Source organism: Roseivirga sp., from assembly GCF_034669765.1.
Classification (GTDB): Bacteria; Bacteroidota; Bacteroidia; order Cytophagales; family Cyclobacteriaceae; genus Roseivirga.
In genome coordinates this window covers 288,589-307,233 of sequence record NZ_JAXMOQ010000005.1, presented here as the reverse complement: position 1 = coordinate 307,233, position 18,645 = coordinate 288,589, and the positions used below count along the sequence as shown (strand labels likewise).

Sequence of the window (18,645 nt, the reverse complement as noted above, 5' to 3'; positions counted from 1 at the left end):
AACGCAATCTAGAGCGGCTATCAATATTTATTCCTTGAGCGGATACTCAAATGGATTGAAGGGTTTATTGTCGAGTCAATTCAGTCGTTCTGGCTAAGAGCCCTTTGTTGAATAAGTTTTTCTTTTTGCTCGAACTCCCTTTTGATGCGCTCAAATTCGTCTTTGCTGGCAAAAGTTGATAGTGTTTCTAAGGCAGAGTTCCCAAAAAACGAAAGTCCCACATCTAATGTCTGATAAATGTAGGCTTCATACAAAAGCACACTCCTATTGTTTACAGTTATCGCTTGCTGAAGTAATTCGTATATTTTTTCAGGTAAGGTATCCTTCGCCCTGAGCGATTCTATTGCCTTAAGGGTTCCTGTCTCATCAAAAGCGTTTTCACTAGCCAAGTCGAATAGGAATTCCTTTTTTTCTTCTTCAGATAAGTCGTCTTGCTGATTTTCGAATTTCTTTAATTTCTGCTGAAGCCCAGTGGAGGGTTGGTCGATGGTTTTAGCAAGAAAGTCTGAATAGGTAGTAGCAATGATGTTTCGGTCGAAGTTATAGGATTGCGCTTCACCTAGAAACACAAAGCTGAGTTCATACGCCCCTTGTTGATAAGCCCAAATGGCTTTCATGTAGCTGTAAAGTCCTGTGTTTTGGCCATATGAAGCAATGAGTTCGTCTAACAGATTAAATGTATCATTTACTTCTCCAGAATTGTAGAGCTGAATTGCCTTTCCTAACATTAAATAATCTTTAATGGCTACATTTCTAGGGTAGGCAATATATAAGTCAAAAACCTCTATAAGTGCTTTTTTGCTTGTTTTTGAATTGAGTGCAGCATTGTACAAATAGTAAAGTTCATCAAGTAATAAGAAAGAGTCTGCAGCAATTTTTAGCTTTAATTCCGGCTGAATGTTTACGGCATTAGCAAATGCTTGTCGGTTAGTAAGGGCATGAAGATCTCCATATTTGGCAGTGCTTTGTAGTATTGAATCAATGTCGAGACTTTCTTTTAGCGATAAGCCTAAAGCCAGCAAGTTGCTGGCAATGACAGGAGTTGATTCGTTTTGATAAGCCTTGTCAAGCAATAATAAAGCAGTATCTAAATGAGCAAATTCATAATGAGCGATGGCCAAATTGTTCATCACCCTTTGGTCTTCCAATCCATTTTCTATTTCTTTTAAGGAAAGGAGTTTATTAAAGAGTTGATCTTGATCGGAGTAATATTGAGCAAGGGCCAATGCTGGTTTATGGTTTTCACTCCTAAAAATGGATTCTTTAAACATTTTGGTAGCTTGAGCAGGGTTTCCATTTGCTTTTTCAATCATGGCCAAGCCATAATTAGCCCGAACACCATAGTAGTCATAGAATAGCGATTGCTTATAATATTGCTCAGCCAAAAGATCGTTTCCAATTTTTTCAGACAATGCACCCAATGCATTGTATTGCCCAGCTTTTATCTGGTAATAAGGTCGGTATTCTAAAAAGAACAATATACCAATGAGTGAAAATATTACAGCAAGTCTGGCAGTTAACAAGGGTGCCCTTTCTCCTCTGAAAAAGAATTTCCAAACGGGTTTATTGGCCAGTAAATCCGGTGTAAAGTTCATGAAACAATACGCATAATACAGTACAGCAAAGGCTAAATGAGGTGCTATAATCACCATTTGGATGGCCGTGGTTAGTGAATCGTTTGCGGTGATTTCAGCATAAGCTATTACCATTAAAGTAATGGCTGCAAGAGCAGGGTAAAGAAGATTCTTAATTAATGTAAAAGGAATCTGAGATTCAACCACAGCCAGTTTGGTTTTCAAAACATAATAGCCTGAAACAACGGACACTAATAAGATGGTGTAAGGATTAATCAGGATGATGTCCAATGAAATCTGTCCAGTAAGATTAAAAAACAGCAAGGCGAGCACCAGTATGTAAATTGCACCAATCACTAGAAAGTGGGTCAAGGCATTTTTACCCGATGGTGCATTTTGTGTAGCAATCCTGAAGAGGTAAAAGAAATTGTCGCCAGCCACAAAGAAAATGAACAATACGGCCAAAATAAGCGGAGCGAGTAGGCCATAAGAAAGCCATACAAATGCAGGGTGGGCAATAGGTGACAAAAACAACACAGCCAAAGTGAAAGCACCAAATAGGATAAAAGATGCTGTTAACCTTACTTTAAAACTGATATTGGGTTTAATGCTCTGAAAATAATAACTCAAGAATAGAAAGCTGCCAATGAATACATATCCGAAATATTGATCGTTTATGGCCAGTTCGTCTAAACCAAAGTTAATGGAGACAAACACCATGATGCCCGCACAAATTAAATACCAGTAGCGCTCCAGGTAGGTGATGGTAACCGTAATGACCACAAAACCAATGAGTGTAACTGCGAACAGCATATATTCTGGCCATTCTAAGAACAGATAACGCCCGGTTTTAAACTGTTGCCAAATTACAATCTGATCAAGTTCAAAGCCCATTGGCTTACCATTGATGGAGAAGTATTCTAAAAACAGGGGTGATTTAACGTAGTCCGTGTCAGTGATCCATGGCAAAACAAATTCATCTCCTATAAAAAATGTAGATAGAAGCAGAAGCCCTGCAATGGCAACTGTAAACCAACTGAAATGGCTAAAATATTTAAAAAGAGGATGGTTGTTTTGATTTTCCACTGGTGTTATTTTAACACTTTGGGCACTTTGAAAAACTGAGTATCCTTCATCGCGGCATTGTTTAACGCCTGTTCCTGTGTAATGCTAATTTCCGCTTTGTCTTTTCTGAAAACATTCACTTCTTCCGTCATGTGGGTCAGCGGCTCAACGCCTTCTGTGTTCAGCTCATCCAATTTTCCCACCCATGTTAGTATTTCGCTCATGTCATTCAAAAGCTGAGCTTCTTCTTCAGGCTTAATGTTGAGCCGGGCCAAATGAGCCACTTGATACAATGTTTTTTTATCTACCTGCATGGTGTGTCAGTTTCAATTCTTCTTCTATTACCGAACGTACTTTAGCCATTAAATCTTGCATCGCCACATCATCGGTACCCTTAGGCCAAATGGGTTTGTGCACTTTAAGCGAAATAGTGCCTCTGTGCATGGTTAAAGGTTTTTTATCAGGTAAAAGTAGATGATTGTTGTGAATTGTTACTGGCACTATTGGGATTTGTTCTTCCACGGCTATTTTAAAACTACCCTCTTTAAAGCGGGCCAATTCGGGTGGATTTTTACTTAAAATACCACCTTCGGGAAAAAAGGCAATGCTATAACCATTTTCAACGGCTTCCTTACATTTTACCCAACTGGCATGTCGGTCTCTTAAGCTGTCGCGGTCTACCAAAATATGGAGTTTACCATACATATAGCCCCAAAGTGGAATTTTACGCAGCGAGCTTTTGCCAATAAACTTAAAGTTATGGTTAATGAGCCCCATGGTAGGAATGTCCAAAAAGGAGAAATGATTGGCACAGAAAATATAGCGTTGTTTTCGACTTAGCTTTTCCTCGTAAATAATTTTTGAACGGTTTAAAAAAAGAAAAAAGAAGAGCAGTCTGGCCCAAACATGGTTGAGAAAACCAGCAGTTTTTTCCAGTGGTTTTACAAAAATGGCCAGCAGAAAAAAGGGTAAGAGAATAATGAAAACCAACGCAAAAATAACGAGGCCGTAGATAGAATAAATTTTAGTGAGTGTTTTCATTGTGCTTAAGGCTGCGAAGATAAAACAAAATGAGTTCTGGCTCAGCGAAATACTATTAAGATTGGGGAAAAGGTGTTTTGGAGAGTGCTTAACCCACTATAGAAAGAGAGGCTTGTTTAATAGCAATCCAGCTTAATCTGCTTACGGTTTTGGTAAAAACTTAGGCTTTGGTTGTTATACTTTTGGCAGATTTGATCGAGCGCTTGGGTCACTCCTTTTTGCATGGTGATGGAGCCACAAATCATAATTGAACCATGGTCATTCAGCGTTTGAGCAATAAACGGGGCATCTTTTTCTATGAGGCTTTGCACATAAATTTTATCGCAACATCGGGAGTAAGCAGGTTTGAATGCCGCCAATTGATCATTGGCCAAGGCCCCTTCTATCGTTTCTTTGTAAATGTCGAATGAGTTGCCTGTTCTACCGCCCCAATACAGATGAATTTCGTGTGCTTTACCGTTGCGGTTAATCATGCCCAAGAAAGGTGCAATGCCTGTTCCATTACTGATCATGATGGTGCGCTTTGCCTTTTTAGGGAAGTGAAAGGTTTTGTTTTGAAGCAGAAAACCATCGAGTGAATCGCCTATTTTTAGTTCGTGCAAAAGCGTAGAGCATAAACCTAGTTCGTGTTTTTTTACACTGAGCAGGAGATTACCATCCTTCGATTTCCCCAGTGAATACAAACGCTCGCGAGTGCTGTTTTCAGGGTAAATGGCCAATAAATCTCCCGATTCAAATTTATGAGCCCCTTCAGGTTTTAACTCAATGAGTGCAGTATTGTCTTCTACATTGGAGGAAACGGCACGGTTGACTACCGTGAATTTCTGTGTCTTTTTTCGAGTAATTAGGTTGTCCACTTTAGGTAATTCAATGGTCAAGCCGACCTTTTTCGCCCAAGGATTTACCCATTCACTAAAAGCTTCAAAGGACTGATTGTTGACGGTATGCACTTCGAGCAATTGAGTGCTTAAAGGATGTTTCCTCAATAGGTCATAAGTATCAAAAGCGAACTTGCAAAACTCTGGGTAGGCCAATGAACCAAAACCCACTACTGAAAAACTGAAGTCGTTTTTGGGCCTAAATTCTTTAATGAAAAGCTTCTTGAATTGAGCCGCATTGCTTGGCGCTTCGCCCTGGCCATAAGTAGCCGTAATCACCACCAAATGCTCCATTTTCTTAAAATGACTCAGTTTGTTCATGTCGATGAGGTAGGAAGTTTGCTTGGCAGCCAGCAGTTGGTCGTGCAGTATCTTGGCATACTTCCGTGTGGTTCCTCCTTCGGAACCTACAAGAATTATATACTTACACTGATCTTTTGAATAGGGGTTTTTAATTCTGGCAGCTTTCCTTTTTAAGGTAATGGCAAAGCCTGAATAGATAAAGAAGGGTATGGCTAAACTGGCCAATCCTAAAATGATTGACCAAACAATTGTTCCTTGGCCAGTGTGCAACATCATGGCCAATTCAGAAAACAAGGCTATAAAAGGGTAGGGCTGTTCGCTTAACGCTTCACCCGTAAACTGATTTATGAGGACTTCCTTTTTTTGCAACTTTAAGAGGAAGTAATCTTCTACATCATCACTGAACGGAAATTCTATTGATCTGAAATTTTCTAAAGTGTTTTGATTGAATGCCTCAAAGTCTGCTGTGTTGATTTTTGGGCTGGCTTCAATGGTATCATAATCTACTGCATGACTTATGTTCTCTTCAGGAATGATAGAAAACCTAAGCAGCGATAAGTAAGTGCCAGAAAGTGAAATGACGACTAATGGAATAAGGGTCAGCCTACCTAAAATCGTATGGTAATCGTGAAGAAAACTGGTTTTTACCAGTTTGTTAAAGAAGTGTTTAATTCCGCCTTGGCGTCTTAATATTAGGGCCAGACCTGAGGTAGCCATAAGGAAAAGTAAGAAGGAAGCTAGTCCTATAAAGAACCTACCAGTGGTGCCTAGAAAAAGAGAACGGTGGAGGCTGATAGCGAAATTGAAAATGGCGGCCTTTTCTTTTAGCTCACCTATTTTTTCTCCAGTAAATGGGTCGATATAGAAATTCTCGCTTCCACTTTCGCCAATTACAGAAGCCGTAATAAAACCGTTTTTGTCTGACGAAATTCTGAGCACTTCCTCGTATTTCCCTTCCATATTACTGAGTAACTCGGCAATAGTAAGCTCAGAAGCCCCACTGGGTTGGTAAGGTTGCGCCTTTTCGATAATGGGTTCGAAGGCCAAAATTACCCCGGTAAGGGAAGCGATAAGAAGAAATAAAGATGAAGATATAGCCAGAACTAGGTGGCTATATCTCCAAAAAGAAATGGTCATAAAGGCTTGTGATGGATCTTAATTTGGAATGATACGAACGTAACGGATGTATCCTTTTCCCTCGATTTTACTGTTTACGCTTTCTGCGTTTAGACTCAATTCTGCATCGGTTACATGGTAGTCTTGATTCTCCACAGCTGACTCAAATCTGATTTTATAGCCTGCATCAATTTTTGTCTCGTCAATTTCGAAAGCTAAAACCTGTCGTTCTCCGTTGCCAATGCTAGCGCCAGTAATCCCGTCTAGTTTTTCGTTTTTTTCTTGAGAAAAAGCCCACCAGTTTTTAATGTCGCTATACCATTCATTGTCATCGCCTTGCACGTATAGAGTGCGCTCGTACTCGCCTTCTGGGTTCATTAATGAAATAGCTACATAGGCGTCTTCACCAGTATAATTAATCATTTGCACCAAGCATTTGTATTTCACGCTTCCAATGTCAGAGGTGAAAGCCATGGCCAAAACTGATCCTGCAATCAATAATATCTTCGTTCCGAATTGCTGTATATTCAACATCTTACTTCGCTTTTAAGAATCCTAAATCCACTTGGCTGTTGTTTAGCTTTTCGTTCTCTTGAGCCAAGTCGTAAGCCGTTTCTTCAAACTCAGTCGTGCTGTTTTTATCCGCTCCAATCGAGATCAGGTATTTCAAAATTTCATCGTCTGCAGCTTTCATGGCGGCAAGGTGTAGAACGGTTGCTCCTTCATTGTTTTTGGCGTTGACATCGATTTTCATGGCATGTACCTTTTTTAGTAAATCCAAGTCGCTTTTGTCAATCGCTAAATGGAAAAGGGTGCTTTTATCGCCTTGCTTTTTATTAAGGTCAAGTCCTTTTGCTCGAAGTGATTTCAATTTTTTGTCGAAGTCAGCACTGTTGTTTTTGCTGTATGCACCGATCAAGTATTGGCCTAAGCTGTTGCCTTTCTCATCGGTTACCTTCACATCAGCACCTTTAGAAATAAGGTAATCTACTACTTCAGCATTGTTGCGCATTACCGCCATCGTCAGTGCTGATTGTCCTTCTTTATTTGTGTGGTTAACGTTTTTGGTTTTCTCCGCTAGGAAAGAAACCATTTCTAAATTGTTTCTACCTGCTGCATTGATCAAAGGAGTATTCCCGTTTGAATCCGTATCATTCACATTCAATCCTTTGCTTAAGAAGTAATTGTAGACGGCTAGGCTGCTGTTAGAAGCCGAAATCCTATGTAAAGCCGAAATACCTTCATTGGTTTTTACTGCTGGGTTTAAGCCTAAACCTTCAAGGTATTTGAAGTACTCCACAGTATTTTCACGGTTACTGCTCGCCATCAAGATTGCGTTTTCGCCAGTCACTTTATTCTCACCGTATTTTACTCCACGTTGAACCAGTTCTTCTAATAGCTCGATGTTTCCACTGCGAGCGGCATAGTTGAATAGTCCGTTTCCATTTTCATCAAGGTCATTCAAATCGAAACCTCTCAATTGGAAATAATCCAACATGCCGTAGTTAGTGAGGCGAGGAATAAGTATGTGAAGGATGTTCTTACCTTCAGCTGTTTTCTGGTTTTTGAGATCCACACCATTGGCTTCAAAGAAATCATAGATTTCTGGTGACTGCTGACCGCCCGCAGCTGCAAATTGTGCCACAGTGTAACCATGTGAATCACGAAGGTCTGTTTTTGCTCCTTGCGACATGAGGTATTCCATTACCTCAATATTCGCACGAGAAGCTGCCCAGAAAATGTAAGTTCTTGAATCGTGTGTTCTCTTGTTGACCGAATTTCCTTGCTCCACCAAAAACTGCACGGTTGAAAGCGGATTTGAGTTCAGTATGGCGTAAGTAGTGGCATCAAAACCACCACTATTGGCTTCAAGTACGGAGTGACCTTTGGCCATATCGGCTTTTATGGTTTCTATACTTGGTTTGGCCGCCCAGTATTTCGATTGAATAAAGGGATTGTCGCCTTGTGCAGCGGCAAAGTTTAAGCTTGCCATCAACAGCATGGCCAAGACTAAGGTTTTTATTTTATTGAGGATTCTCATGGGGCTATTATATGTTGTAGTGGAAGAAAGCGGGCTTTCTCCTCCTTGTTCTTATTTAGACTTATTACAAATAGAATGCAAATATAGAGTCCAGACTTTATGAACCAAGGGGGAAATGCAGCATAATTAGAATTTCACTAGTACTAGTGATTGGGGAGGTTAAACTATAGAGAATCACTCCCCAAACCATAAGTCTTTCGCTTTCCACATGGCGGGATTGCGGTTTTCTTTTTTCCAAATTACAGAGAGTGTTGTCCGTTGAGGAATGTTCTTCAACTCAATAAACTTTACGTCTAAATCAAAACCATACTGCAGGGCGCTTGGGATAATCGCCACGCCAAGCCCACGTTCTACCAGTTTAAAAATGGTTTGGGCATGTACCGATTTATGCGATACCGTGGGAGTAAAACCCTGATCTTCGCAAATACTCATGATCATGTCGTAATAGAGTGGACTGTATTCGCTGGAAAATAGAATGAAATGCTCGTCTGCCAATTGCGCAATGTTCTTGAATTGCTTTGCATTCATGGGGTGGTTTTTGGGCAACACGATAGAAAAAGTATCTTCTAAAACGGGATGCATGTGAAACTCTTCAGGCACCCTGGAGAGCCGTACAAAACCGAAATCAAGCTCACCCTTCTCTAGTTTTTCAACCTGAGCCTTATTCGACATTTCCTCCAAATTCACCTTTACTTCGGGCAACTGGGCATTCATTTTCACCATTAAGTCGGGCACTACATTCTGCATGGCAGAACCAATAAAACCAATTTTGATTTCACCCTGTTCGCCTGAATCAATTCTCTTTAAATCCTTTTTAACTCGTGCTAAATGGTTGTTTAGAAAAAGAGTTTCGTGCATTAAATGTTCTCCAGCGGTGGTTAAGCTTACTTTTCGTTTGGTACGTTCAAATAACTTCACCCCCAAAACTTCTTCCATTTGGCTGATCTGCCTGCTCAAACCGGGTTGTGAGATGTATAGCTTTTCTGCCGCTTTTCTGTAGTTAAGTTCTTCGGCTACCGCCATAAAATACTTGAGGTGTCGAAATTCTAATTGATAACTCATGGTTATTAACTATTGATAAAAATGGTATTTATAATTATTAAAGCTAAGACTTACTTTCGTATTAGAAAACAGGTTTCTAATACGCCCCTAAGGATCTCCTATTTTACATCGCTCTAAACTACTAGCTATGTAGATTCCTTAGCGGGTTTTTTTGTTTAAAAGAGCATTCATGGAAAGACATATATTTTTATACGGTCAAGGGCACTTAACCGTGGGCAAAGCCCTTGCCATCTGTGCTGGAGAAATGATAGGAGACTTGAGTGCAGCAACTCGAGCCAAGGTGGTGAAGAGCCAGCAAACAGTTGAAGAAATTGTAGCCCAAGGGAAGGCGGTATATGGAATTAACACGGGTTTTGGCCCACTGTGCACTACCCTTATTTCCGAAGAGAAAACGAAAATTTTGCAGGAAAACATCCTAAAAAGTCACAGTGTTGGAGTGGGTGACTCAGTTCCTGATGACATCTCGAAATTGATGTTGATTCTGAAAATGAATTCCTTATCGCAAGGTTATTCTGGTATTGCCGAAACGACCTTGGATCGCATCAAATGGCATATTGATAATGATATTATTCCTGTAGTGCCTAGCCAAGGTTCTGTAGGAGCTTCTGGAGATTTGGCTCCATTGTCTCACCTCTTCCTTCCCTTAATTGGTTTGGGGGAAGTTATGGAGAACGGAAAAAAGTATGATACACTTAGTGTATTGCAAAAGCACGGTTTAGCACCATTAGAATTGGGCCCGAAAGAAGGTTTGGCACTGATTAATGGCACGCAATTTATTTTGGCCTATGCGGTGAAAGTGGTAGATAGGCTGCATAACTGTCTCGATCATGCCGATTTGATTGGCGCTATGATGGTAGAGGCACTGCTAGGGTCTTCGAAACCTTTCAGACCGGAGTTACACGAATTACGTCCCTTTAAAGGGAATCAACATGTGGCGGCAAGAATGACGGCTTTGCTCAATGGTTCTGAAGTGATGGGTTCACATGCCAATTGCACAAGGGTACAAGATCCCTATTCTTTGCGCTGTATTCCGCAGGTGCATGGGGCTTCGCGAAATGCGTGGGTACATTTAAAAGAGCTAGTTGAAATTGAACTCAATTCAGTTACCGACAATCCCGTGATTTTCGATGTAGAATTGACCATTAGTGGTGGGAATTTTCACGGTCAACCTTTGGCCATGGCTTTGGATTACGCCTGCTTGGCTGCTTCGGAAATTGGTAATATTTCCGACCGAAGAATTTATCTTTCCCTTGAAGGAACAGTAGAAAATGTGCCCAAATTACTAATGAAGGAAACTGGAATTAATTCAGGCTTTATGATTCCGCAGTATACTACAGCGGCCTTAGCAAGTGAGAACAAAGGATTGTGTTTTCCAGCCAGTGCCGATAGCATTCCAACTTCATTAGGCCAAGAAGACCACGTAAGCATGGGGTCTATTGGGGGAAGAAAGGCGTATCAAGTCATCGGGAATGTAGAGAAAATATTAGGCATCGAGCTGCTATGTGCCGCACAGGCACTTGACTTTCATCGTCCCTTAAAATCGAGTAAAATCATTGGCGAAATGCATGACTTGGTGAGAAAACAAGTTACTCATGCCACAGTAGATAGGGTTTTCGCCTTGGACATAGAAAAAGCAATTAAAATGGTGAAGGAAGGTGTAATACTTTCGGTCGTTCACCAAGAAGAGAATTACAGTACACTCAAAACCAACCATCATGAATTATTCGAAGTTTATTGAGCAATACGCCAATCACCCTCATTATAAAGCGCCAACGGGCAATCAGCTTCATGCCAAATCATGGCAAACCGAAGCGCCATTACGCATGCTTTTAAATAACCTTGATGCCGATGTCGCTGAAGACCCTTCAAAATTGGTGGTATATGGAGGAAATGGGCAAGCTGCAAGAAACCCAGAAGCCCTTAAGAAAATTATTGAATGCCTTTTGAAACTGGAAGACGACCAAAGTCTTTTGGTGCAATCGGGCAAGGCGGTTGGTATTATTCCAACCCACCCTCAAGCACCGCGTGTATTGATCGCGAACAGCAATTTGGTGCCAGAATGGGCGAATTGGGAGCATTTCAATGAATTGAAAGAACGCGGCTTGATGATGTATGGTCAAATGACGGCTGGTAGCTGGATTTACATCGGGAGCCAAGGAATTCTTCAAGGAACGTATGAAACTTTTGTTGCCTGTGGCATCAAGCATTTTCAAGGTGACTTGAAACATAAACTGGTGGTGACTGGTGGTTTAGGTGGAATGGGGGGCGCTCAGCCTTTGGCCGCTACTTTGGCTGGAGCTACTTTCTTGGGGGTTGACAAGGACCCTGTTCGAATTAAAAAACGTTTGGACACGCGCTACATCGATAAAATGACTGATTCCTATGAAGAAGCCAGAGATTGGGCTTTGGATGCCAAGGAAAAGGGAGAAGCGATTTCCATCGGTTTGGTAGGCGATATTGGTGATGTGCTCGAAAAACTTTTAGCTGATAATGTGATTCCTGAAATCCTTACGGATCAAACTTCTGCCCACGACCCAATCAACGGTTATATCCCTAATGGCTATACTTTGGAAGAAGCGGATAAATTGAGAGCCGAAGATTCTAAAGCCTACAAAACCAAGTCACTGAAGAGTATGGCCAGGCACGTTGGTTTTATGCTAGAAATGCAAAAACGAGGTTCCATTACCTTCGATTATGGAAATAATTTGCGTGAATTTGCTCGTCAGGGTGGAGAGGCCAATGCCTTCGATTTCCCGGGTTTTGTCCCAGCTTATATTCGTCCTTTGTTCTGTGAAGGAAAAGGCCCTTTCCGTTGGGCTGCACTTTCTGGCGACCCAGAAGATATTTATACTACGGATCAGGCTTTGATGGAAGCTTTCCCTGAAAATCATCATTTGATCAATTGGTTGAAGCAAGCTAGAGAACGAGTAGCCTTCCAAGGTTTGCCATGTAGAATCTGTTGGTTGGGCTTGGGCGAGCGTAAAAAAGCAGGGCTTATTTTCAATGAATTGGTAAGAACAGGAAAAGTAAAAGCGCCAATCGTTATTGGTCGCGATCACTTGGATTGTGGCTCTGTGGCTTCGCCTAACCGTGAAACCGAAGGCATGTTAGATGGTAGTGATGCAGTGTCGGATTGGACATTGTTGAACCTGATGGGCAACACCAGTGGAGGTGCTACTTGGGTTTCTTTCCATCATGGTGGAGGTGTTGGAATGGGCTATTCGCAACATGCAGGTATGGTAGTTTTGGCCGATGGCACCGAGCGTGCAGAGAAATGTTTGGAGCGCGTACTTCATATTGATCCCGCAATGGGCGTTATTCGTCATGCAGATGCAGGCTACGACCTCGCTCAAGAAAAAAGCGATGAGTTTGGTTTGACGCTTTAACTGTGACCTGAACAAATAGGGTTTGTTGAACCTTTTCATCCTGACTCCAAGACTTCGGAGGAAGGAACTAATAAAAGACAAATACAATTTTGACATGAACACCTACAAACTAATCGGTCCATTTAAGCAGGTTTTGCCCATGACTGGCTTGCCTTTGAATGGTGCTTTAAAAGACGAACAACTCAATTTTTTAGAAGGCAAAGTGGGGATTCTTCTGCAAGGAGAAACCATTGCCAAAACTGGAGATTTCGATACGCTTTTAAACGAAGCCAAAATCATTGGTGCCGAAGTAGTGGAGCTCGATGGCGATTTTGTGGCCTTGCCGGGCTTTATCGATTCGCATACCCACATCTGCTCTTCGGGCAGTAGGGCACGTGATTATGCTTTTCGAAATTCAGGAAAAACCTATTTGGAAATGGCTGAGTTGGGCGGTGGGATTTGGTACACTGTCACCCAAACTCGAAATGCTTCGCAAAAGGAATTGGAGGCCGGAATTGCTGAAAGATCCAGTCGTCATTTGTATGAAGGGGTCACCACTATTGAAACCAAAAGTGGCTATGGACTGACGGTAGATGAAGAGTTGAAAATGCTGCGCGCCATTCAAGCGGTGAATAAAAAACATGCTGTTGATTTAGTGGCAACTTGCTTGGCAGCCCATATGCATCCAAAGGATTTTAAAGGTTCGAAAACAGAATATTTGGAACTAATCAGTTCAAAATTGTTTCCGATACTGAAGCAAGAAAATCTTGCAAATCGCATCGATATCTTTGTGGAATCGGGTGCTTTTTCGCCCCAAGAAGCAAAACCCTATTTAGAAAAGGCCAAAGCAATGGGCTTCTCGATCACCATTCATGCGGACCAGTTTTCAACTGGAGGAAGTCAATTGGCGGTGGAAGTAGGAGCAGTAAGTGCTGACCATTTAGAAGCCAGCACAGATAAAGAAGTTGAAATATTAGCAAAGAGCAACACGATTGCCACCGCACTTCCTGGTGCTACTTTGGGTTTGGGTTGTGCTTATACGCCTGCCCGTAAATTATTGAACGCGGGTGCTTGTTTGGCCATTGCCAGCGATTGGAATCCGGGTTCGGCCCCAATGGGAGACTTACTCATGCAGGCTGCGGTTTTGGGTGCGGTAGAAAAGCTCTCCAATGCCGAAGTATTAGCAGGTATTACGGTTCGTGCAGCAGCGGCTTTGGAGTTGACGGATCGAGGAACTTTGGCAGAGGGTGCTCTAGCCGATCTGGCTATTTTTCCTTGTAATAATTATCAAGAAATCCTTTATCAACAAGGCAAACTGAAACCTGCAATGGTATATAAAAGAGGTCAAAAAGTCTGAACCTATGAATGCACTGAAACCCGCAGACCTGTCGCTTTGGAAAGGAAGAAAAGATGAAAATCTTGGACGGCCTAACTACTGGTATGAAATGGTGAAGGCATCCTCGTTGGAGGAGTTAAAACCTTCTGTCTATAAGCAATTGGCCATTTTAGGCTATGTTGTGGATGAAGGGGTAAAGCGGAATCAGGGTAGGGTTGGAGCGATAGATGGACCTGATGCCATTCGCAAAATGCTGGCCATTCTTCCAAATCATTTTCAATGCCCAACGGATATTCTAGATTTTGGAAATTTAGAGTGTACAGATGAAGATTTAGACGCAACACACGGTCATTTAAGCACGGCCGTAAGTCAATTGTTGACCCAAGGTGCTTTCCCTGTTTTATTGGGTGGAGGCCATGATATTGCTTATGCACATTATGCTGGAATTCGCAAGTTTTTAGATGGGCAGGGGAAAGATCAAACCATCGGAATTATCAATTTAGATGCACATTTCGACCTAAGAAGTAATAAAAATGGCAATACTTCTGGAACGCCTTTTTTCCAAATCGCACAAGATTGCAAAGCCAAAAATCAGGCATTTGAATATTGTTGTTTGGGTATTCAGCGGTCTGCGAATACGCAAACGCTTTTCAATACTGCAGATGAATTGGGAGTTACTTATTTGGAAAACACTGAGTATACAATAGAACACTGGGCTGAAGTAAAAAACTGCTTGAATGACTTTCTTCAAAAGGTAGATCAGGTTTATTTGACGATCGACTTGGATGGTTTTTCATCGGCTTATGCGCCCGGAGTGAGTGCCCCTTCGCCAATGGGATTTGCCCCTGATATTGTACTCAAAACGCTTGATGTATTAACAGAGTCAGAAAAATTGATTAGTATAGATTTTGCTGAACTCAGTCCCAAATATGACCAAGATAACGCCACAGCAAGATTGGCTGCCAGGTTGGTACATTATCTGGTTTCACGATAAGCTATTTTCCCTAAATATTTTTAGGTTTCCTATTCAATCATTATTGTGGTTTAGCTTTTTCATGCCCTCTCATTCACCAATGGTTTTCTAACATTATTGGCAGATATGTGTTTCTATTACATTATTGGATTTTTTATGATGGGTATAAAGACATGGTGGAAATTACTAAAACAGGCATTTAAGGGCTGGAATGAGGATGAGGCTTTTCGTCAAAGTGCTATTGTGGCCTACTATTCTATATTTTCACTTCCTGGACTTTTGATTTTACTCATCTCCATTGGAGGTGCGGTATATGGGCAAGAAGCGGTTCAAGGCCGTTTGGTAAATGAAATTTCAGGAATGATTGGTTATGATGCCGCGCAAAGTATAGAAAACATGGTTGCTAGCTCATATCAAAGTGATTCAGGTTTTATTATGCGTGCTGTCGGAATTGGTATTTTGCTTTTTGGTGCGACTACGGTTTTCTTCCAGTTGCAAAAGTCACTCAATAATATTTGGCGAGTTGAGCAAAAGCCTAATAGCGGAATTAAGAGACTAGTTTTTGACAGGGCGTATTCATTGGGGCTTATTTTGGCGATCGGCTTCTTACTTCTTATTTCTCTGGTAATATCCGCTGTATTGGCTGCCATAAGTGAGTGGATGAGCCGTCAGTTTCCAGATTATTTACTTGTAATAGTGAATGTGCTGGATTTTGCGATTACTCTGGGAATCGCAACTGTGCTTTTCGCCCTAGTATTTAAAGTACTTCCAGATGTAAGTGTAAGTTGGAGAAGTGTATGGTCGGGCGCGTTTTTTACGGCCATAATGTTTATCATTGGTAAGTTTATTTTGAGTTTTTATTTCGGGCAGGCCGAACCTGCTTCTTCCTATGGAGCAGCGGGGAGCATTGTACTAATTATGCTTTGGATCAATTATACGTGCTTAATTATGTTTTTTGGAGCTGAGTTTACTCAAGCTTTTGCTCAGCACAAAGGCTATAGGTTTAAGCCAGCAGAACACGCCAGATGGAAAGCACAATATGAGAAGGATGAAGAAAAGTCTGATTAAAAACCTAGACCACTTTTAATAAATAATCCTGAATCATTTGAAGGGTTTCCGTTGGGCGCTCATGCATCGCCATATGGGCAGTTTCTGGTAAAATATAACCATCCACTTTTGCTCTCTCTTCAATATGTTTTTCGGCCATATCTAAAGGAACACGACTGTCGTTAGCACCTCCAATAAACAAGGTTTGAAACGGAAGATTCTTCCAAAGTTCAAATCTGTCTTTCCGAATTTTCATTGCCAAGGTGTAAGCAATTATAGTATCTAAAGGGCTTTGTAAGCCGATTGAAGTGGCCAGAGCGATTTCTTCCTTTAACTCCTCTTTTCGTTTTGAATAAAAGAGTGAGGGAATGAAAGGCTCAATGAATTTTGGGACAGGGTGTTTTTTCAGAAATAAAATGGATTTATTTCTTCTGTGCTTGGCCTCTTCATCATCTGCAATGGCGGTTGAATTGAACAAGCCTAGTCCTTGAATAAGCGTAGTATGTCTTTCGGCCAAGGCCAAGGCTACATAACCACCTAAAGAATGCCCAATAACCACACATTTCTCTACCTTAATTTCAGATAGAAAACCAGCCAATTCATCAGCTACTTCTTCTAAAGTAATGTCTTTTTCCGGTAATGGAGATTCCCCAAAACCAGGTAAGTCGGGGCAAATGATTTGATAATGTTCGGTAAGGCTCTTTGCATAAGGGAACCACATAGACTTGCTTTCACAAAAACCATGAAGTAGAATAACTGGAAAACCTTCGCCTTGAATTGTTGCCTTAATTGTTGGCATGTTGAGTTTTTGCCTCTTTCACGCCCATCAGTTCACGAACTGCATTGGCGATTCCCGCCTCATCAAAGTTACATTCGGCATGTAATTGTTCTTGAGTGCCATGTTCAATAATGGCGTCAGGAATACCTAAACGTTTAATTTGTGCACTATAATTATTGTCGGCCATGAACTCGAGAATGGCACTACCGAAACCACCCATTACACAGCCGTCTTCAACGGTAATCACTTTTTTGAAATTCCTGAAAATGTCATGAAGCAGCTCTTCGTCTAGAGGTTTTACAAAACGCATGTCGTAATGCGCTGGAGCCAAACCTTCTTTGCTTAATAGTTCTCGTACAGTGGTTATATAATTTCCGATATGGCCAATGGTAAGCACAGCCACATCTTTTCCATCGGCTATTTTTCTACCTGTACCAATAGTAACCTTCTCCATTTGGGTACGCCATTCGGGCATTACACCTTGGCCTCTTGGGTAACGCACAGTAAATGATTCACCCTCTCGAGGAAGTTGAGCGGTGTACATTAAATTTCTTAGTTCTGCCTCATTCATTGGGGCGGCAATAATCATGTTTGGAATGCAGCGCATGTAAGCAATGTCATACGCGCCATGGTGGGTGGGTCCGTCTGCACCAGCAAAACCAGCCCTGTCTAAAAAGAAGTTTACGGGTAAGTTTTGAATACATGCATCATGAATCACTTGATCGTAAGCACGTTGCATGAATGTGCTGTAAATATTACAGAATGGAATGAGCCCTTGAGTGGCTAACCCAGCTGAAAAAGTTACTGCATGTTGCTCTGCAATTCCAACATCAAAAGCCCTGTCTGGCATGGCTTTCATCATTATGTTCATTGAAGAACCAGAAGGCATGGCGGGAGTAACGCCCATGATCTTGTCATTCTTTTCAGCCAACTCTACTAAAGTGTGACCAAAAACGTCCTGATATTTAGGTGCTTCTGGCTTGTCGCTTACTTTTTTGAATACTTCGCCCGTTACTTTATCAAACTTACCTGGTGCATGCCATGTCGTTGCATTTCCTTCTTCGGCAGGTTTGTAACCTTTGCCTTTCACGGTGACGCAATGAAGAATTTTAGGGCCTGGAATATTCATCAGGTCTGTCATTACGCTGGTAAGATGATGAACATCGTGTCCGTCTACTGGGCCAAAATACCTAAGGTTGAGCGACTCAAAAAGATTGCTTTGTTTTAAAAGCATGGTCTTCATTGAGTTTTCTACCTTCGATATAATTTCTTGTGCGCTTTTTCCGAATTTAGAAAACTTACTCAGCAGTCTCCAGACATCATCTTTTACTTTATTATAAGTATAAGAAGTGGTGACGTCTGTTAAATAATCTTTTAACGCCCCAACATTTGGGTCGATGGACATGCAATTATCGTTGAGGATAATGAGCAGGTTGCTATTAGAAACCCCAGCATGGTTCATTGCTTCGAAGGCAAGACCTCCTGTCATGGCACCATCACCAATTACTGCAATATGGTGGCGGTTATCTTTTTTATATTGGTTGGCCATGGCCATACCTAATGCTGCCGAAATTGAAGTGGAAGAATGGCCTACTCCAAAAGCATCATACTCGCTTTCTTTTCTTTTTGGGAAACCGGAAAGTCCCTTATAAATACGGTTCGTGTGGAAAGTATCTCTTCTTCCGGTTAATATTTTGTGCCCATAAGCCTGATGTCCAACATCCCATGTCAATTGGTCGGTGGGTGTATTGAAAACATAGTGTAGGGCTACAGTGAGCTCTACAACTCCTAAAGAAGCACCAAAATGGCCTCCGTAAACAGACACGTTGTCAACTATAAATTGTCTTAATTCATCGCATACCTGAACAAGGTCAGCCTGATCTAATTTTTTAAGATCATCAGGTGAATCAATTTTACTAAGCAGCTTTCCCGGTTGTATCAGCATTTGATATTGGACTAAATGAATTAAGAACTTAACTACGCAATAATTGTTTGAGCCGGACTTTTTGAAACAACAAAATTAGAAAATATTTTGAGTTAGCCGGCTTCATTCTCCTAATCCTTAT

General features: G+C 41.4%; 14 protein-coding genes. 5 read left to right on the top strand and 9 right to left on the bottom strand.

The annotated features are described in order from the left end of the window. Positions 1–80: 80 nt before the first annotated feature. From VOI17_RS12190 to VOI17_RS12160, 7 genes are all read right to left on the bottom strand, one after another. The gene (locus VOI17_RS12190) at positions 81–2,660 is read right to left on the bottom strand and encodes a hypothetical protein (RefSeq protein WP_323757502.1); all 2,580 of its coding nucleotides are present in this window, start codon (positions 2,658–2,660) and stop codon (positions 81–83) included. 5 nt (positions 2,661–2,665) lie between these two features. Then, entirely contained in the window at positions 2,666–2,953 is a 288-nt protein-coding gene (gene gatC, locus VOI17_RS12185) for an Asp-tRNA(Asn)/Glu-tRNA(Gln) amidotransferase subunit GatC (protein ID WP_323757501.1), read from the bottom strand. After that, on the bottom strand, positions 2,940–3,680 hold the full coding sequence (locus VOI17_RS12180; protein WP_323757500.1) for a lysophospholipid acyltransferase family protein: 741 nt from the start codon (positions 3,678–3,680) through the stop codon (positions 2,940–2,942). Before VOI17_RS12180 ends, gatC begins: the two co-directional genes overlap by 14 nt. A 116-nt stretch (positions 3,681–3,796) precedes the next feature. Next, entirely contained in the window at positions 3,797–5,998 is a 2,202-nt protein-coding gene (locus tag VOI17_RS12175; RefSeq protein ID WP_323757499.1) for a PepSY domain-containing protein, read from the bottom strand. An 18-nt stretch (positions 5,999–6,016) separates the two neighbouring features. Continuing rightward, positions 6,017–6,511: a DUF2271 domain-containing protein gene (locus VOI17_RS12170; RefSeq protein ID WP_323757498.1), complete on the bottom strand. Its 495-nt coding sequence runs from the start codon at positions 6,509–6,511 to the stop codon at positions 6,017–6,019. Position 6,512: 1 nt separating this feature from the next. Further along, on the bottom strand, positions 6,513–8,018 hold the full coding sequence (locus tag VOI17_RS12165) for an ankyrin repeat domain-containing protein (protein WP_323757497.1): 1,506 nt from the start codon (positions 8,016–8,018) through the stop codon (positions 6,513–6,515). A 174-nt stretch (positions 8,019–8,192) separates the two neighbouring features. Next, positions 8,193–9,080, bottom strand: a complete 888-nt coding sequence (locus tag VOI17_RS12160; protein ID WP_323757496.1) for a LysR family transcriptional regulator — start codon at positions 9,078–9,080, stop codon at positions 8,193–8,195. Between the two features lie 169 nt (positions 9,081–9,249). Here VOI17_RS12160 and hutH point away from each other — a divergent pair, with 169 nt between their 5' ends. The 5 genes from hutH (at position 9,250) to VOI17_RS12135 (ending at position 15,822) form a co-directional block, all read left to right on the top strand. After that, positions 9,250–10,818, top strand: coding sequence for a histidine ammonia-lyase (hutH, locus tag VOI17_RS12155; protein WP_323757495.1), 1,569 nt, complete (start codon positions 9,250–9,252; stop codon positions 10,816–10,818). Next, positions 10,796–12,466, top strand: a complete 1,671-nt coding sequence (gene hutU, locus VOI17_RS12150; protein WP_323757494.1) for a urocanate hydratase — start codon at positions 10,796–10,798, stop codon at positions 12,464–12,466. The genes hutH and hutU overlap by 23 nt, the downstream gene beginning before the upstream one ends. Before the next feature lie 94 nt (positions 12,467–12,560). Continuing rightward, positions 12,561–13,802, top strand: a complete 1,242-nt coding sequence (gene hutI / locus VOI17_RS12145; RefSeq protein ID WP_323757493.1) for an imidazolonepropionase — start codon at positions 12,561–12,563, stop codon at positions 13,800–13,802. Between the two features lie 4 nt (positions 13,803–13,806). Then, positions 13,807–14,775, top strand: coding sequence for a formimidoylglutamase (gene hutG / locus VOI17_RS12140; protein WP_323757492.1), 969 nt, complete (start codon positions 13,807–13,809; stop codon positions 14,773–14,775). A gap of 135 nt (positions 14,776–14,910) precedes the next feature. Next, positions 14,911–15,822, top strand: coding sequence for a YihY/virulence factor BrkB family protein (locus VOI17_RS12135; protein WP_323757491.1), 912 nt, complete (start codon positions 14,911–14,913; stop codon positions 15,820–15,822). Positions 15,823–15,826: 4 nt separating this feature from the next. Here the strand turns inward: VOI17_RS12135 and VOI17_RS12130 are convergent, their stop codons facing one another. After that, positions 15,827–16,600, bottom strand: a complete 774-nt coding sequence (locus tag VOI17_RS12130) for an alpha/beta hydrolase (RefSeq protein WP_323757490.1) — start codon at positions 16,598–16,600, stop codon at positions 15,827–15,829. After that, a complete protein-coding gene (gene dxs, locus VOI17_RS12125) occupies positions 16,587–18,524 on the bottom strand; it encodes a 1-deoxy-D-xylulose-5-phosphate synthase (protein WP_323757489.1) in 1,938 nt (645 codons plus the stop codon). The genes VOI17_RS12130 and dxs overlap by 14 nt, the downstream gene beginning before the upstream one ends. Positions 18,525–18,645: the final 121 nt, after the last annotated feature.

Bases quoted from the DNA above. Each gene is read 5' to 3' on its own strand.
- gatC (WP_323757501.1), bottom strand. From the start codon at position 2,953: ATGCAGGTAGATAAAAAAACATTGTATCAAGTGGCTCATTTGGCCCGG.
- VOI17_RS12180 (WP_323757500.1), bottom strand. From the start codon at position 3,680: ATGAAAACACTCACTAAAATTTATTCTATCTACGGCCTCGTTATTTTT.
- VOI17_RS12175 (WP_323757499.1), bottom strand. From the start codon at position 5,998: ATGACCATTTCTTTTTGGAGATATAGCCACCTAGTTCTGGCTATATCT.
- VOI17_RS12170 (WP_323757498.1), bottom strand. From the start codon at position 6,511: ATGTTGAATATACAGCAATTCGGAACGAAGATATTATTGATTGCAGGA.
- VOI17_RS12165 (WP_323757497.1), bottom strand. From the start codon at position 8,018: ATGAGAATCCTCAATAAAATAAAAACCTTAGTCTTGGCCATGCTGTTG.
- VOI17_RS12160 (WP_323757496.1), bottom strand. From the start codon at position 9,080: ATGAGTTATCAATTAGAATTTCGACACCTCAAGTATTTTATGGCGGTA.
- hutH (WP_323757495.1), top strand. From the start codon at position 9,250: ATGGAAAGACATATATTTTTATACGGTCAAGGGCACTTAACCGTGGGC.
- hutU (WP_323757494.1), top strand. From the start codon at position 10,796: ATGAATTATTCGAAGTTTATTGAGCAATACGCCAATCACCCTCATTAT.
- hutI (WP_323757493.1), top strand. From the start codon at position 12,561: ATGAACACCTACAAACTAATCGGTCCATTTAAGCAGGTTTTGCCCATG.
- hutG (WP_323757492.1), top strand. From the start codon at position 13,807: ATGAATGCACTGAAACCCGCAGACCTGTCGCTTTGGAAAGGAAGAAAA.
- VOI17_RS12135 (WP_323757491.1), top strand. From the start codon at position 14,911: ATGATGGGTATAAAGACATGGTGGAAATTACTAAAACAGGCATTTAAG.
- VOI17_RS12130 (WP_323757490.1), bottom strand. From the start codon at position 16,600: ATGCCAACAATTAAGGCAACAATTCAAGGCGAAGGTTTTCCAGTTATT.
- dxs (WP_323757489.1), bottom strand. From the start codon at position 18,524: ATGCTGATACAACCGGGAAAGCTGCTTAGTAAAATTGATTCACCTGAT.